This is a genomic window from Enterobacter sp. JS8-1, assembly GCF_049187015.1.
GTDB lineage: Bacteria > Pseudomonadota > Gammaproteobacteria > Enterobacterales > Enterobacteriaceae > Enterobacter > Enterobacter mori.
Window position 1 is genome coordinate 2,320,257 of record NZ_CP185805.1, and the last position, 15,323, is coordinate 2,335,579.

The 15,323-nt window shown below is 55.8% G+C and carries 13 protein-coding genes; 9 read left to right on the forward strand and 4 right to left on the reverse strand.

What is annotated here, in order from left to right; all coding sequences use genetic code 11:
• Positions 1-115: 115 nt before the first annotated feature.
• On the reverse strand, positions 116-1,039 hold the full coding sequence (locus ACOQH0_RS10995; RefSeq protein ID WP_421512255.1) for a LysR substrate-binding domain-containing protein: 924 nt from the start codon (positions 1,037-1,039) through the stop codon (positions 116-118).
• Positions 1,040-1,266: 227 nt separating this feature from the next.
• Here ACOQH0_RS10995 and hglS point away from each other — a divergent pair, with 227 nt between their 5' ends.
• Positions 1,267-2,610 carry a 2-oxoadipate dioxygenase/decarboxylase HglS gene (gene hglS, locus ACOQH0_RS11000; protein ID WP_421512256.1) on the forward strand — a complete coding sequence of 448 codons (1,344 nt, stop codon included), beginning with the start codon at positions 1,267-1,269 and terminating at the stop codon, positions 2,608-2,610.
• A 42-nt stretch (positions 2,611-2,652) separates the two neighbouring features.
• Complete coding sequence (locus ACOQH0_RS11005; RefSeq protein WP_421512257.1) at positions 2,653-4,158, forward strand: carboxylesterase/lipase family protein; 1,506 nt, start codon at positions 2,653-2,655, stop codon at positions 4,156-4,158.
• Here the strand turns inward: ACOQH0_RS11005 and ACOQH0_RS11010 are convergent.
• Complete coding sequence (locus ACOQH0_RS11010) at positions 4,145-4,987, reverse strand: LysR family transcriptional regulator (protein ID WP_010431009.1); 843 nt, start codon at positions 4,985-4,987, stop codon at positions 4,145-4,147. The genes ACOQH0_RS11005 and ACOQH0_RS11010 overlap by 14 nt on opposite strands.
• 113 nt (positions 4,988-5,100) lie before the next feature.
• Between ACOQH0_RS11010 and ACOQH0_RS11015 the strand changes: the two genes are divergently transcribed.
• The 4 genes from ACOQH0_RS11015 to rimL all read left to right on the forward strand — a co-directional run bounded on the left by ACOQH0_RS11015 (position 5,101) and on the right by rimL (position 9,609).
• On the forward strand, positions 5,101-6,270 hold the full coding sequence (locus tag ACOQH0_RS11015; RefSeq protein WP_010431010.1) for a pyridoxal phosphate-dependent aminotransferase: 1,170 nt from the start codon (positions 5,101-5,103) through the stop codon (positions 6,268-6,270).
• Between the two features lie 22 nt (positions 6,271-6,292).
• Positions 6,293-7,066 (forward strand): transporter substrate-binding domain-containing protein, encoded by a 774-nt coding sequence (locus tag ACOQH0_RS11020; protein ID WP_010431012.1) that lies wholly within the window; start codon positions 6,293-6,295, stop codon positions 7,064-7,066.
• A gap of 242 nt (positions 7,067-7,308) precedes the next feature.
• Entirely contained in the window at positions 7,309-8,964 is a 1,656-nt protein-coding gene (locus ACOQH0_RS11025; RefSeq protein WP_042715325.1) for a glucan biosynthesis protein D, read from the forward strand.
• Between the two features lie 105 nt (positions 8,965-9,069).
• Complete coding sequence (gene rimL, locus ACOQH0_RS11030) at positions 9,070-9,609, forward strand: 50S ribosomal protein L7/L12-serine acetyltransferase (protein WP_421512258.1); 540 nt, start codon at positions 9,070-9,072, stop codon at positions 9,607-9,609.
• Here the strand turns inward: rimL and ydcK are convergent.
• Positions 9,604-10,584 (reverse strand): YdcK family protein, encoded by a 981-nt coding sequence (gene ydcK, locus ACOQH0_RS11035; RefSeq protein ID WP_421512345.1) that lies wholly within the window; start codon positions 10,582-10,584, stop codon positions 9,604-9,606. The two genes, rimL and ydcK, sit on opposite strands and share 6 nt — an antisense overlap.
• 122 nt (positions 10,585-10,706) lie before the next feature.
• Between ydcK and tehA the strand changes: the two genes are divergently transcribed.
• Together tehA and tehB are read left to right on the forward strand one after the other, a co-directional pair.
• Entirely contained in the window at positions 10,707-11,708 is a 1,002-nt protein-coding gene (gene tehA, locus ACOQH0_RS11040) for a dicarboxylate transporter/tellurite-resistance protein TehA (RefSeq protein ID WP_120158119.1), read from the forward strand.
• Entirely contained in the window at positions 11,708-12,301 is a 594-nt protein-coding gene (gene tehB, locus ACOQH0_RS11045; RefSeq protein ID WP_256459567.1) for a tellurite resistance methyltransferase TehB, read from the forward strand. The genes tehA and tehB overlap by 1 nt, the downstream gene beginning before the upstream one ends.
• On the opposite strand, the gene pepT is transcribed toward tehB, so the two are convergent.
• Positions 12,298-13,527, reverse strand: a complete 1,230-nt coding sequence (gene pepT, locus ACOQH0_RS11050) for a peptidase T (protein WP_421512259.1) — start codon at positions 13,525-13,527, stop codon at positions 12,298-12,300. The two genes, tehB and pepT, sit on opposite strands and share 4 nt — an antisense overlap.
• 111 nt (positions 13,528-13,638) lie before the next feature.
• Between pepT and ACOQH0_RS11055 the strand changes: the two genes are divergently transcribed.
• Positions 13,639-15,234 carry an ABC transporter substrate-binding protein gene (locus tag ACOQH0_RS11055; protein WP_421512346.1) on the forward strand — a complete coding sequence of 532 codons (1,596 nt, stop codon included), beginning with the start codon at positions 13,639-13,641 and terminating at the stop codon, positions 15,232-15,234.
• Positions 15,235-15,323: the final 89 nt, after the last annotated feature.

The window sequence follows — 15,323 nt, forward strand, 5'->3', positions numbered from 1 at the left end:
AATCGCGGCTATGATAAAACTGTTAAATTGTTTTACGCAATTGTTAATGAATGATTTCGCATTATTTGCCCAGGAGAAGGTAAACCCGCCTTGACGGCGGGTCAGGGCAGGGACATCAGGCTGGCATGGACTTGCGGATCGCGCTTAACAGCGCTTGTGCACCTGGGGAGAGCGGGGCATCAACACGGGTCAGGATCCCAATAGGTTCCCCGGCTCCCGGCGAGGTCACCGGGAGTGCGGTCAGGGTGCCACGGCGTAAATCGTCTTTGACAGCACCTGAGGGGACGAACCAGACGTAGTCATAGTCCACGGTAAGCTGGCGCGAAAGAGAGGCTGACAGGGTTTCAATGCAGCCCGACGGGAGCGTGCACCCCTGCATTTCGAGTAGCGTTTCGGCATTCTGACGCGGAACCGTACCTTTTGGTGACACAACAACCGGCCACTCCATGACGCGGCTCAGGGTCACGGTGTCCTGCAACAGCGGGTGATCGGGACGGACAACCAGCTTGAGTGATTCCAGGAACAAGAGTTCGTAATTGAGGCCGCTCATCAATTCCGGATCGGACATTCTGCCAATACCCAGATCCAGTTCGCCCGCTTTCAGACCGGCAAGCAGCATCGTGTTATTCATGGTGGCGACCTGAATCGTGGCGTGCTTTTGCTGCTTGTGAAACTGACCAATCACCGCGGGCAAAATGCCCAGCGCCGCGGTAGGAAGCGCGCCCACGCGCACGATATCGCTGGCAGGTTCCTCTTTCCGGTTCAACGCCTGGCCTGCGGTGTTGAGGGCATCCAGCACTTTTACCGCGTGCGTCAGAAATTGCTCACCCACGATCGTGAGCTGTGCGCCCAGACGACCGCGATCGAAGAGCCGCGTTCCGGTAAGCTGTTCCAGCTCGTTCAGGGTTTTTGAAAGTGCAGGTTGACTGAGGTTAAGGGTTTCAGCCGCTCGCCCCAGCGTTCCCTGTTGAGCGACGGCCACAAATGTATGCAAATGGCGCAAGCGTATGCGCTGACTGAACAGACCATTTTTTTCCATAGGCGATGTTAAAAACAGAGCGATGCGGGTGACAAGTTAAGTTGTTTGATTTTGATAACTTGATAGCAAAATATTTTTAACATTTGATCTGTTTGAGTTACAACCTGTTTTGGGTAATGGACAGGCTTTGACCACTCATCTGCCTGGATCACAATTCGTAAATTCTTCCCGCCGGAAGGAACGGGCTTCTCTACACTCCAGGTAATATTCACTGGAGGCATGACATCATGGCGAACACCATCACGGCTGATGATATTCGGGAACACTTTTCGCAGGCTATGTCGGCGATGTACCAGCAGGAAGTTCCGCAGTACGGCACCTTGCTGGAACTGGTGGCGGACGTTAACCTGGCGGTTCTTGAAAATAATCCACTCTTACATGAACAGCTGGCGAACGCGGATGAACTCGCGCGCCTGAATGTCGAACGTCACGGCGCAATTCGCGTCGGCACCGCACAGGAACTGTCCACCTTGCGCCGCATGTTCGCCATTATGGGAATGTATCCGGTCAGTTATTACGATCTCTCACAGGCGGCGGTGCCTGTCCATTCCACGGCGTTCCGCCCGGTGGACGATGCGGCGCTGTGTCGTAATCCGTTTCGTATTTTTACCTCGCTGCTGCGCCTGGAGCTGATTGAAAATGTTGAGCTGCGCGAACGTGCCGCCGGGATCCTCGCCCAGCGGAACATTTTCACGCCGCGTTGTCTGGAACTGATCGCGCTGCATGAGTCAGAAGGCGCATTCACTGAAACGCAGGCGCGCGAGTTTGTTCAGGAAGCGCTGGAAACATTCCGCTGGCATAGCCACGCAACGGTCGACCAGGAAACCTATCTGGCGCTGAGCAAAGAACATAAGCTGATTGCCGACGTGGTGTGCTTCCCCGGTTGCCACATTAACCATCTGACCCCACGCACGCTGGATATCGACCGGGTGCAGGAGCTGATGCCGAAGTACGGCATTGAGCCAAAAATCCTGATTGAAGGGCCGCCGCGCCGTGAGGTGCCGATCCTGCTGCGTCAGACCAGCTTTAAGGCGCTGGAAGAACCGGTTCTTTTCGCCGGGGAACATAAGGGAACGCATACCGCACGCTTCGGTGAAATTGAACAGCGTGGCGTTGCGCTGACGCCGAAAGGTCGGGAGATGTACGACAGTCTGTTAAGCCAGGCCGGTACCGGTAAAGATAACCTTATGCACCAGCTGCATCTGCGCGAGGTGTTCAGTGCATTTCCGGACAGTGAAATGTTCCTGCGCCGTCAGGAGCTGGCCTATTTCCGCTATCGCCTGACGCCAGCGGGTGAAGCGCATCGCCACGCGTTTCGACCGGGAGACGATCCGCAGCCGCTGATCGAACGCGGCTGGGTGGTTGCTCAACCCATAACGTATGAAGATTTTCTGCCGGTTAGCGCGGCGGGTATTTTCCAGTCCAACCTCGGAAATGAAACGCAGGCGCGCAGTCAGGGAAATGCCAGCCGCGAGGCCTTTGAAGCGGCGCTGGGCTGTACGGTATATGACGAATTCACGCTCTATCAGGAGGCGGAAGCGCGCAGCAAACAGCGTTGCGGTTTGCTCTGAAATCGTTACTCTGCAGGGGTGTGATGGAAAAAGAAGGTGGTTATGCAAAATCCCTCCGCCCCTGTGGTTGAAACGCGCCAGGGCGCACTGACTGGTTTTACAGACAACAATATTCATGTGTGGTGTGGGATCCCCTACGCTGCACCGCCCGTGGGCGACTGGCGCTGGCGCTCTCCGCGTCCACCGGAAAGCTGGGAGGGCGAACGGCAGGCAACGACGTTTTCGCCCTCAAGCTGGCAAAGCATTGAGTACTGCAAAGAGCTGGGCGGCGGCGATCCCGGCCAGTTCTCGGAAGATTGTCTCTATCTTAACGTCTGGTCTCCCGTCGATCGCGCCGGGCTGCTTCCGGTCATGGTCTGGCTGCACGGCGGCGGGTTCACGATTGGCGCGGGTAGCCTGCCGCCCTACAACGGTAAAGCGCTGGCATCGCGCGGCGTGGTGGTTGTGACGGTCAACTACCGTCTGGGTCATCTCGGCTTTTTCGCGCATCCGGCGCTGGAAGGTGAAGAAAGCCGCGTGGTGCATAACTTTGCGTTACTTGACCAGATCGCCGCGCTGGAGTGGGTGCGGGATAACATTGCCGCATTTGGCGGGGATCCGAACTGCGTGACGCTGTTTGGTGAATCTGCGGGCGCGCGCAGCGTGTTGTCGCTGATGGCATCGCCGCTGGCGGAAGGATTGTTCCATAAAGCGATCGTGCAAAGCGGGTACACCTTACCGGATACGCCGCGCGAGAAAGCCCTGCAAAAAGGGGAAGCGATAGCAACTCATTTTGGGCTGGAGAACGCCACCGCCGGGCAGCTGCGCGCTCTGCCGCCTGAGGCCTTCTGGCCGCTCACGTCGCCGCTGAACGTTGCGCCTGCGCCCGTCGTTGGGGATTGCGTCCTGCCGGAAGCGATGCTGGATGTGTTCTTTGCCGCGCGACAGTATCCCGTTCCGCTAATGATTGGTTCGAACAGCGATGAAGCCAGCGTGATGGCGGTGTTTGGCGTGGATCTTGCCGGGCAAATTCAGAAGCTTCGCCAGGAACGACGCTTTGGCCTGGGGCTGATTAAGCTGCTCTATCCGGGCGTGAAGGGGGATGAAGAGCTGGGCAGACAGGTGTGCCGTGATATGGCCTTTACCACGATGGGCTATGTGGCGATGCAGGCTCAGCAGCGTGTGGGCGGACTGTGCTGGCGCTACTGGTTTGATTATGTCGCGGAAGCGGAACATGGCACCTATATCAACGGTGCCTGGCACGGCAATGAAGTGCCTTACGTGTTCGATACCCTGGGTCAGGTAGAACCTTCTCGTCAGTACGTGAACGAACGCGATCTGCAGTTTGCTGCCCAGGTCGCGGATTACTGGGTGAGCTTCGCGCGTGAGGCCGGGGCGCAGGACAGCTTATCCGGACCGGTGCACTGGCCCGCCTGTCGCAAAGGGCGCGACGTATTGTTGCGTATTGGAGTGAATAAACATGCAGGTTTCAGGCTTGAAAACCGCTTTATGCGCGCCCGCATGAGTCTCTTCAAACGGGTAATGAAGCACCACGTCAGCCTCGATTAAGCAAACAGGCGCGAAACGCCGCCAGACCATTTTCCTCGCCTGGCGTTTCGCGCAGCACCAGCCGGTAGCTCGCGCCGGTTTTTATGCTTGTCTCATAAGGCCGCAACAGCCTTCCAGCGCGAACATCTTCCGCCACCAGCGTTTCGTCAGCAATGGCGACGCCGAGGCCCTGAATGGCAGCAGTAATGGCGAGATCCATGGTGTCGAAGTGTTGATTTTTGTGCATAACAAACGCCGGGCTTTCCTGTTTCGCCAGCCACAATGACCAGTCGGTTTTATCTCTTGTCGGATGAAGAAAAGTCAAGGCGCCCAGCGTTGCGCCTGCCCGGAGTGGGCTAAGCACCGGCGTCAGCGCTTCTTCAAACAGCAAATCGCCCGCGCTCATGTGGGTGCCGAAAACAATGGCGGCATCGTAAGATTCGGTTTTGAAATTGACGTTGTGATCGGTCGTGGTGGTCAACGCAATTTGCAGATCCGGCTGTTCGCGCTCCACGTCCAGCAGCCGGGGAATTAGCCAGCGCATGGCGCAGGTCGGCGCTTTCAGGCGAATGACGGTCTGGTGCGCCCGCGCCCGATCCGCAACGTTCAATAACTGCGTAAAGGCCGATTGCATTTCAGGAAGCAGGGCGCTGCCCTGGGGAGAGAGCCGCAGCCCGCGCGCATGGCGTTCGAACAGGGGAAAGCCAAACCACGCTTCGAGTGAGGCAATTTTGCGGCTCACGGCACCTTGCGTCAGGCAAAGCTCCTGCGCCGCATGGGTAAGGTTCAGATGACGCGCGGTGATCAAAAAGGCGTCGATGGCATTAAGCGGGAATGAACGGCGCGACATACTACACCTCAGCTATGCGTTTTTCTCATGGCTATTATGACAACAATTCGATTGTCCCGATAGCCGAGTTATTGTTTGAATAGTTATGCAACAACAATGAGAAGGGACAGAGGATGACTTTACAGACACCGGTGCAAACCCGTTCAAAATTGCCTGACGTGGGGACCACGATTTTTACCGTTATCGGGCAGCTTTCTGCACAGCATAACGCCATCAACCTTTCTCAGGGCGCGCCCAATTTTTCCTGCGACCCAAAGCTTATCGCCGGTGTCACCCGCGCCATGGAGGCGGGGCATAACCAGTACGCGGCAATGACGGGTCTGACCTCCCTGAAAGAACGCATTGCGGAAAAGATTGCCACGCTTTACGGCACCCGGTATGACCCCGGCAGTGAAGTGCTCGTAACTGCCAGCGCCAGTGAAGGGCTCTACTCGGCCATCAGCGGGCTGGTCCATCCTGGCGATGAGGTGATTTACTTCGAACCGTCATTTGACAGCTACGCGCCGATAGTCCGGTTGCAGGGGGCGACACCCGTTGCCATTAAGCTGACCGTTCCGGATTTTGCCGTTAACTGGGACGAAGTTCGCGCCGCGATTACGCCGCGCACGCGTATGATCATCATCAACACGCCGCATAATCCGAGTGGTCAGGTCTTCTCAGCGAACGATCTGCAACAGCTGGTGGCGGTGACCCGTAATACCGACATCATTATTTTGTCTGACGAAGTGTACGAGCACGTCGTTTTTGACGGCGAGCCGCACCACGGCATGGCGACGCATCCGCAGCTGGCGGAGCGCAGCGTGATTATCTCATCGTTCGGAAAAACCTATCACGTCACCGGCTGGCGAGTGGGTTACTGTGTTGCCCCGGCGGTGCTGATGGACGAGATTTGTAAAGTCCATCAATTTTTAATGTTTTCTGCCGATACGCCAATGCAGCACGCGTTTGCTGAACACATGGTCGATCCGCAAACCTGGCTGTCGCTCTCTGCGTTCTATCAACGCAAGCGCGACCTGCTGCAAAGTTTGCTGGCGGAATCACCGTTCCGACTGCTGCCAAGTGCCGGATCGTTCTTCCTGCTGGCGGATTACAGCCATTTCAGCGACGAGCGCGACAGCGAGATGGTCAAACGGCTGATCGTCGAGTGTGGCGTGGCCACCATTCCGCTGTCGGCGTTTTACGCGGACGGCACGGATAATAAATTGATTCGACTCTCTTTTGCGAAAGATGAGGCGACGTTACGGGCAGGTGCCCAAGCCCTGTGTCGGGTTAAACCACGCTGAGATAGGCTCTGAGGAGTTGTAGATGAAATTACGCGCGTTAATAGTCGGCATGGGATTGCTGTGTACGTTTTCTTCCTTCGCTGCCACCGAGTTACGTTACGGCCTTGAGGCAGAATATCCGCCGTTTGAAAGCCGCAATGCGTCTGGTGAACTGGAAGGGTTCGACGTTGAGCTGGGCAACGCTATCTGCAAAGCGGCAGCGCTTAAGTGCAGCTGGGTTGAAACCTCATTTGATGCGTTGATCCCGGGCCTGGTGGCGAAAAAATTCGATGCCATTAACTCGGCGATGAACATCACCGAGCAGCGCCGCAAAAGCATTGATTTTACCCAGCCGATTTACCGCATTCCGTCGCAGCTGGTCGGCAAAGCCGGTACGGCGGTAGACACGACGGCTGAAGGGCTGAAGGGGAAAACCATTGGCGTGCTGCAGGGGTCCATTCAGGAAACCTATGCCAAAGAGCACTGGGAAAAACACGGTGTCACCGTGGTGTCTTATAAAGATCAGAATATGGCGTGGGGCGATCTGCTGAATGGCCGTATCGACGCCTCGCTGGTGATGTCCGCGGCCGGGCAGGCAGGTTTCCTCAGCAAGCCACAGGGTAAAGGGTTTGGCTTTATCGGCAAACCGGTGTCGGACGACACCATCCTCGGCAGTGGGATCGGTTTTGGGTTGCGTAAGGGTGACGAGGCCACCAAAAAGCAGCTTGATGCCGCGATTGATAAAGTACGTGCCGACGGCACGATCGCTAAACTCGCTGATAAGTACTTCCCGGGTATCGATGTCAGCGTAAAATAACCGCCTCGTTGGCCCCGGTGAGTGATGTCACACCGGGGCATTTTTATACACATTTTCCAGGCTTTCTTTACACCACTTTCGGGCCGTTCTGGTCGACAGAAAATATTTCTCACTTTGTTCATATAATCACCGGCCAACAATTGGATTCTTAACCATTTTTGTTTAGGCTGTGCGTTCTTTCTTGCCGTCATTTCGCCGCGTGCGAAACACATTCACACGACCATAAGGACGTTTTTCCAGGCATGAATCGCAGACGTTTTCTAAAAGGCTCGCTTGCAATGGCTGCCCTGAGCGGCACATCTGGCCTTGCTTCCCTGTTTTCCAAAGCGGCCTACGCGGCTGACTCTGACATTGCAGACGGCCAGAGCCGTCGTTTTGACTTCTCCGTACTGCAATCCATGGCGCATGATCTGGCGAAAACCCCGTGGGGTGGCGCGCCGCGTCCGCTGCCGGAGACGCTGGCAACCATGACGCCGCAGGCGTATAACGCCATCCGCTACGACGAAAAACAGTCTCTGTGGAATAACATCGAAGGCCGTCAGCTGGACGTGCAGTTCTTCCATATGGGGATGGGTTTCCGCCGCCGCGTGCGTATGTTCTCGCTGGATCAGACAACCTCTCAGGCGCGTGAGATCCACTTCCGCCCTGAACTGTTCAGCTACGGCGACACGGGTGTCGATACCAAACAGCTTGAAGGCCAGAGCGATCTCGGTTTTGCGGGCTTCCGCGCCTTTAAAGCCCCCGAGCTTGCGCGTCGCGATATCGTCTCGTTCCTCGGTGCGAGCTACTTCCGCGCGGTGGATGACACCTATCAGTACGGCCTTTCCGCACGCGGTCTGGCGGTGGATACCTTCACCGACACGCCGGAAGAGTTCCCGGATTTCACCTCCTTCTGGTTTGAAACCGTTAAGCCGGGCGATACCACTTTTACCGTCTACACGCTGCTGGATAGCCCAAGCATCACCGGTGCCTATAAGTTCGTGATCCACTGCGAGAAGAGCCAGGTGATTATGGAGGTGGAAAACCATCTCTATGCGCGTAAAGACATCAAGCAGTTGGGCATCGCGCCGATGACCAGCATGTTCAGCTGCGGTAATAACGAGCGCCGCATGTGCGACACCATTCACCCGCAAATCCACGACTCCGACCGCCTGGCGATGTGGCGCGGCAACGGGGAGTGGATCTGTCGTCCGCTGAATAACCCGCAGAAGCTGCAGTTCAATGCCTACATGGATAAGAACCCTAAGGGCTTTGGCCTGCTGCAGCTTGACCGCGATTTCTCTCACTATCAGGATGTGATGGGCTGGTATAACAAACGTCCAAGCCTGTGGGTTGAACCGCGTAACGACTGGGGTAAAGGCGCGGTAGGGCTGATGGAGATCCCAACGACGGGCGAAACGCTGGATAACGTGGTCTGCTTCTGGCAGCCGGAGAAGCCGGTGGAAGCGGGGGACGAGCTGGACTTCAAGTACCGCCTTTACTGGAGCGCGCAGCCGCCGGTGCGTTCTCCGCTGGCGAACGTTTTCGCCACCCGTACCGGTATGGGGGGCTTCCCGGAAGGCTGGGCACCGGGCGAAAATTACCCGAAAGTCTGGGCGCGTCGCTTTGCCATTGATTTCGTCGGTGGCGACCTGAAGGCCGCTGCGCCAAAAGGTATCGAGCCGGTGATCACGCTCTCCAGCGGTGAAGCGAAGCAGGTTGAGATCCTCTACGTTGAGCCGTTTGACGGGTATCGTATTCTGTTTGACTGGTATCCAACCTCGGATTCAACCGAGCCGGTGGATATGCGCCTGTTCCTGCGCTGTCAGGGCGATGCCATCAGTGAAACCTGGCTGTATCAGTATTTCCCGCCAGCGCCGGATAAGCGTAACTACGTTGACGACCGGATAATGCGTTAACGTTTGTGGGGTTGTGCCGGGTGGCGGCTTCGCCTTATCCGGCCTACTCTGGACGCATTTGTAGGCCGGGTAAGCGTTAGCGCCACCCGGCAATTGAGAGGCACCATGTCTTCAGAAATCATCCCCGTTTCACAGCAAATCGAACTGCGATCCGTCGAAGAGCATTACACCGCCGACCTGCACAACCTCGTCATCAAAAACAAAATCTTCCTGCAAACCGCCTTTGACTGGGCGCAGCACGTGGGCAGCGAAGAGGATACCCGCCGCAACGTGCAGAGTAACCAAATGCTGCACCAGCGCGGCTACGCCAAAATGTTTTTAATTTTTCATGACGATGCGCTGGCGGGCGTGCTGTCGTTCAACGCCATTGAACCCGCGAACAAAACGGGCTATATCGGCTACTGGCTGGATGAAGCGCATCAGGGAAAGGGCATTCTCTCCCGATCGCTGCAGGCGTTTATGCGCCATTATGTTGAACTCGGGACCGTTCGTCGCTTTGTGATTAAGTGTCGGGTGGATAACCACAGCAGCAATGCTGTTGCGCTGCGCAACGGTTTTATGCTCGAAGGGTGCCTGCGGGAGGCCGAATACCTGAACGGCCGTTATGATGATGTAAATACCTACGCGAGACTGTTCCCGCTATAGCGCGCCAAGCAGCGGCGTGCGGGTAATGCGCGTATCGCCGTTGATCGCCTTTTCCCCACGCAGGTGAATGTTCTCGCCCATAAAGGCTTCAATCACCGCATCGTCGGTAATCTCCACCCGATGTTCGATAAACACGTCGCCACTGATGCGCGCGCGTCCCTGGATAACGACTTTATCGTCAATCAGAATCGGCCCACCGCGCAGCCACGCCTCTCCACCGATCAGCACGTGATGCTTAATGACGCAGTTACCTTCGATAACGGCGTTTTCTGCAACCTGCGAACTGTAGCGCACGGTGGGGATAGCGTCGTCATCAAAGCCCGCAATAAGACGCGCATTGCCGTACACTTTGGCGCAGTCACAGACCCAGACGTTGTTGAGATCGTTACCCTCCAGGATGGCCCTGTCGAAGACTTCGGCTCGATGCTCGATAAAGGCATAGCTGACCAGCGCGTCGCCGTAGATTTGCGCCTGATGCACAATGCGCGACTCGCTCACCGTGGCCCGGTCATAAATTTTGAGGATCTGTTCCTGGTCGGTCGTTAAGCCTTTCGCGGCAATCACCATGCTGTTGTGGATCACGCGGGCATCACCGTAAATATGGCATTCGCCGCGTACGGTAGATTGCTGAATGGTGACGTTGTCACTTATTTTTGCCTCATGGCTCACCTGTGCATTGTCCAGCCAGCTGTTACCGCCGACGCAGGCACGGTGGCTCACGACGCAAGGCTGGGTAAGACGGGCGTTATCCGATATTGTCGCGCCCGCAAATACCACGCTGTTCTCGTTGTAGATCCAGCAGTCACCGTCCTGCGCGAGGGCACTCTCGTCGTCAATCCAGCCGCCTTTTGTACCGGCCGTCACGTCGCTAAAATCCGCCGTGGCGATAATCTGCCGCAGCGTGGCTGAGTGGCTTGTCTCGCCGTTTTTCCACTGCCAGAGGCGGGTCTCGTCGCTAAGGCGGTATTTGTTCATCATGTTATCCCAGGTGAGCGTCTCCACTAAACGTAGCAAACTTTCGGCTTTCCGTTGTGCTGGCATCCGCAGCGGAAACCTCTTAAAATGGCATTTAAAATACATTTTAAAAAATCAAATTAATGAATAACTTTAACAAATCCCAACAGGTGCTTAACCTTCCCGCGGGGTATTTTGGCATGGTGCTGGGCATCATCGGCATGGGCTTCGCCTGGCGATACGCCAGCACTCTGTGGCCGGTGACGCGCTGGCCGGGTGAGATTCTGGTCGCTCTCGCGGTTACATGCTGGTTTTTACTGACAGCGGCGTTTATCACTCGTGCGATCCGTTTCCCGTGCAGCGTGCTGGCAGAGATGCGCCACCCGGTGATGAGCAGCTTCGTCAGCCTTTTTCCGGCCACCACCATGCTGGTTGCCATTGGCTTTGTACCCTGGTTCCGCCCGGTATCGCTGGTGCTGTTCGGTGTGGGCGTGGTGGTGCAGCTTGCCTATGCTGCCTGGCAAAGCGCCGGGCTATGGCGGGGGACGCACCCGCAGGAGGCCACCACTCCGGGATTATATCTGCCAACGGTGGCGAATAATTTTATCAGCGCAATGGCGTGCGGAGCTCTGGGATTCAACGACGCAGGGCTTGTCTTCCTCGGCGCAGGCGTCTTTTCCTGGCTCAGCCTGGAGCCGGTGATCCTCCAGCGTCTTCGCAGCGCCGGAGAGCTTCCCTCCGCGCAGCGTACCTCTTTAGGCATTCAACTGGCGCCCGCGTTGGTGGCGTGTAGCGCCTGGTTTAGCGTCAACGGTGGGGAAGCCGATACCTTCGCCAAAATGCTGTTCGGCTACGGCCTGTTGCAGTTGCTGTTTATGCTGCGCCTGCTGCCGTGGTATTTGTCTCAGCCGTTTAACGCCTCCTTCTGGAGTTTTTCGTTTGGCGTGTCGGCTCTGGCTACTACGGGGCTGCATCTGGGACACGGCAGTTCGTCTGGATTCTTCCATGCCATTGCCGTGCCGCTGTTTATCTTTACCAATCTCATCATTGGGATGCTATTGGTTCGTACATTTATCCTGCTGATACAGGGCAAACTTCTGGTGCGCACTGATAAAGCACTGCTTATGCAATCTGAGGAAAAATAATGGCTGTCGATGAAAATTACTTCACAGAGAAATATGGTTTAACCCGTACCCACTCTGAGGTGCTGTACAGCGCGGAGATCGTTAAACCGGGTAAAACGCTGGATTTGGGCTGCGGCAATGGCCGCAATAGCCTTTACCTGGCCGCCAACGGCTTTGAGGTGACCGCCTGGGATAAAAACCCGATGAGTATTGATAACATCGAGCGCATCAAAGCGGCAGAAGGGATGACGACGCTGCAGACTGCGATCAAAGATCTTAACAACCTGAGCTTCGACGGTGAGTATGATTTTATCCTCTCCACCGTAGTGCTGATGTTCCTGGAAGCGAACACCATCCCTGGTCTTATCGCCAATATGCAGCGCTGCACGAAGCCCGGCGGCTACAACCTGATCGTTGCCGCCATGGATACGGCAGACTACCCGTGCACCGTTGGCTTCCCGTTTGCGTTTAAAGCCGGTGAGCTGAGCAACTACTATGAAGGCTGGGAGTTGCTCAAATACAACGAAGAGGTGGGCGAACTGCACCGCACCGATGAAAACGGCAACCGCATCAAGCTGCGCTTTGCCACTATGCTGGCACGCAAGCCCGCTTAACGGGCAGCCAGCAGGCAGATCTGCAGGGCAGTGTTGTACGACGCCTCGAACGACGACAGCGGTAAAAACTCGAACGTCGAGTGGAAGTTATGCGCGCCGGTGAAGAAGTTCGGGGTGAGCAGCCCTTTAGCAGAGAGCGCTGCGCCGTCGGTACCGCCGCGCATCGGCGTGGGTTTTGGCGTGATGCCCAGCGATTCCATCGCTTTAAACATCAGGTCGATGGCGCGCCTGTCTTCGCCAATCGCATTGCTGATATTGCTGTAGGTGTCTTCAATGCGATAGTCCACCCTGGCCGTTGGATGTTGGGCGGCAATCAGTGCGGCTATGTCGGCAATCTGCTGCTTGCGGGCGGCAAAGTTGTCCTTATCGAAGTCCCGGATATTGGCTTTAAGAACGGCCTCGTTCTGACCGGCCTGAATGCCGTTAAACCAGATATAGCCTTCACGCCCTTCGGTGCACTCCGGCGTTTGCTGGCGGTCAAAATGGTTGATGTAGTCAGTCGCCATCAGCAGTGGGTTCACCAGCACGCCTTTGGCGGACATCGGGTGCGCCGTCACGCCGGTAAAGCGGATCTCTGCGGCTGCCGCATTAAAGTTTTCGTAGACAATTTCACCCAGCTCGCAGCAGTCGATGGTCCAGGCGAAATCGACGTCGAAGCGTTTCAGATCCAGCGCCTTGGCACCGTTCAGGCCGATCTCTTCATCAGGCACAAATGCCACGACGATATCCCCGTGCTGATGTTCCGCCGTCAGGTTTTCCAGCACCGTCATCACCACCGTCACCGCCGATTTATTATCTGCGCCTAATACGCTGGTTCCGTCGCTGAAAATAATCTCTTCGCCAGGATACGCCAGAATTTCTGGGTGCTCTTTTACACGTAACCAGATGTCTTTCTCTTTATTCAGACAGAGATCTTCACCATGAAAGGTCAATATTTGCGGATGAATATCCGGTGATAAGCCCACGTCTACGGTATCAATATGCGTAATAAAGCCGATGCGCGGTGCACCGGGCACGTTGCCTTTTTTTACCGCCGTTACCGTGGCGAATTCATCAATCACAATATCGTCTAACCCCAGCTGTGCCAGCTCCTGCGCCAGCTCCCGCGCCATGTCATGCTGGCCCGGCGTTGAGGGCAGGGTTTTCACTTTGGGATCGCTCTGGCTGGTGATAACGAGATAGCGGAAAAAACGATGCGTTAATTGTCTGGAAAGCGGCGAGCCCATAGTGATTTATTCCTTATTTATTTTTCAGGTGTTTGCCACATCACTTTAATGTTATTTATGGAATGGCAAAAGAATTAATTAGCCGTCGAATTAAAAAGACAGGAATAAATGATGAAAAGCAAACTCACAATGTTAACGCTCGCGTTTGCTGCGCTGACGGTCAGTTCCACCGTGGTGGCGAAAACGCTGGTGTATTGTTCCGAAGGATCGCCAGAAAACTTTAATCCTCAGCTATATACCTCGGGAACTAGCGTGGATGCCAGCGCCGTGCCGGTCTATAACCGACTGGTCGATTTTAAGCCGGGCACAACGGAGCTGGTGCCGAGCCTGGCGGAGCGCTGGGAGGTGAGCGAGGACGGCAAGGTCTACACCTTCCATCTGCGAAAAGGGGTGAAATTCCAGAGCAATAAAGCGTTCAAGCCGACGCGGGATTTTAACGCCGACGACGTCATTTTCTCGTTTATGCGTCAGAAGGATGTCAATCATCCGTACCATAACGTCTCCAACGGCAGCTATTCCAACTTCGAAAGCCTGGAGTTTGGCAGCCTGATTACCGCGATAGACAAGGTGGATGACCATACCGTGCGCTTTACGCTGGCTCACCCGGAAGCGCCGTTTGTGGCCGATCTGGCGTGGTATTTTGCCTCGATTCTTTCGGCGGAATATGCCGATGCGATGCTCAAAGCCGGTACGCCGGAGAAGGTCGACATGGATCCTGTCGGGACCGGGCCGTTCAGGCTGGCGCAGTATCAGAAAGACTCCCGCATTTTATTCACGGCGTTCCCGGAATACTGGCAGGGTAAATCGAAGCTGGATCGACTGGTCTTCACCATCACGCCGGATGCGTCCGTGCGTTTTGCGAAAATCGAAAAAAATGAGTGTCAGGTGATGCCGTTCCCGAACCCGGCCGATCTGCCGCGCATGAAGGCGAACAAAGACATCACGTTGATGAGCAAGGCGGGGCTGAATACCGGTTTTCTGGCATTCAATACGCAAAAGCCGCCGCTGGATAATGTGAAAGTCCGTCAGGCTCTGGCGATGGCGATCAATAAACCCGCCATTATTGACGCGGTATTCCACGGTACGGGCACTGCGGCGAAAAACCTGCTGCCGCCGGGCGTCTGGAGCGCAGACAGCGAGCTTAAGGATTACGATTACGATCCCGAAAAGGCGAAAGCGCTGCTGAAAGAGGCCGGTTATGCTAACGGTGTCAGCATCGACTTGTGGGCGATGCCGGTGCAGCGTCCCTACAATCCGAATGCGAAACGCATGGCGGAGATGATTCAGGCCGACTGGGCGAAGGTTGGTGTGCAGGCCAAAATTGTCACCTATGAGTGGGGGGAATACCTCAAGCGTGTGAAAGGGGGCGAACATCAGGCTGCGCTGATGGGCTGGACAACAGCCACGGGCGACCCGGATAACTTCTTTGGCCCGCTCTTTACCTGTACGTCCGCCAACGGCGGTTCGAATTCGGCCAAATGGTGCTACAAACCCTTTGATAAGATTATTGCCGAGGCAAAATCGATAACCGATCAGAATAAACGCATTGCCTTGTACAAAGAGGCGCAGCAGATGATGCATGACCAGATGCCAGCCGTCATGATTGCACACTCCACTATATTTGAACCGGTGCGTAAGGAAGTGACAGGCTACGAAATAGACCCGTTTGGTAAGCATCTGTTCTGGCAGGTGGATATTAAGCCGTAATGTTGTCCTGCCCGGACCGCGTTCGGGCAGTCTTTTCGCAATTTGTGCTACCTGCATCATTTTTTGCCACAACAAATCCCCCCATCTTT

Excerpts from the sequence above, each read along its gene's own strand:
- ACOQH0_RS11010 (WP_010431009.1), bottom strand. The coding sequence starts at position 4,987 with ATGTCGCGCCGTTCATTCCCGCTTAATGCCATCGACGCCTTTTTGATC.
- ACOQH0_RS10995 (WP_421512255.1), bottom strand. The coding sequence starts at position 1,039 with ATGGAAAAAAATGGTCTGTTCAGTCAGCGCATACGCTTGCGCCATTTG.
- rimL (WP_421512258.1), top strand. The coding sequence starts at position 9,070 with ATGTCTTCAGAAATCATCCCCGTTTCACAGCAAATCGAACTGCGATCC.
- tehB (WP_256459567.1), top strand. The coding sequence starts at position 11,708 with ATGGCTGTCGATGAAAATTACTTCACAGAGAAATATGGTTTAACCCGT.
- ACOQH0_RS11055 (WP_421512346.1), top strand. The coding sequence starts at position 13,639 with ATGAAAAGCAAACTCACAATGTTAACGCTCGCGTTTGCTGCGCTGACG.
- ACOQH0_RS11025 (WP_042715325.1), top strand. The coding sequence starts at position 7,309 with ATGAATCGCAGACGTTTTCTAAAAGGCTCGCTTGCAATGGCTGCCCTG.
- pepT (WP_421512259.1), bottom strand. The coding sequence starts at position 13,527 with ATGGGCTCGCCGCTTTCCAGACAATTAACGCATCGTTTTTTCCGCTAT.
- hglS (WP_421512256.1), top strand. The coding sequence starts at position 1,267 with ATGGCGAACACCATCACGGCTGATGATATTCGGGAACACTTTTCGCAG.
- tehA (WP_120158119.1), top strand. The coding sequence starts at position 10,707 with ATGAATAACTTTAACAAATCCCAACAGGTGCTTAACCTTCCCGCGGGG.
- ACOQH0_RS11015 (WP_010431010.1), top strand. The coding sequence starts at position 5,101 with ATGACTTTACAGACACCGGTGCAAACCCGTTCAAAATTGCCTGACGTG.
- ydcK (WP_421512345.1), bottom strand. The coding sequence starts at position 10,584 with ATGAACAAATACCGCCTTAGCGACGAGACCCGCCTCTGGCAGTGGAAA.
- ACOQH0_RS11005 (WP_421512257.1), top strand. The coding sequence starts at position 2,653 with ATGCAAAATCCCTCCGCCCCTGTGGTTGAAACGCGCCAGGGCGCACTG.
- ACOQH0_RS11020 (WP_010431012.1), top strand. The coding sequence starts at position 6,293 with ATGAAATTACGCGCGTTAATAGTCGGCATGGGATTGCTGTGTACGTTT.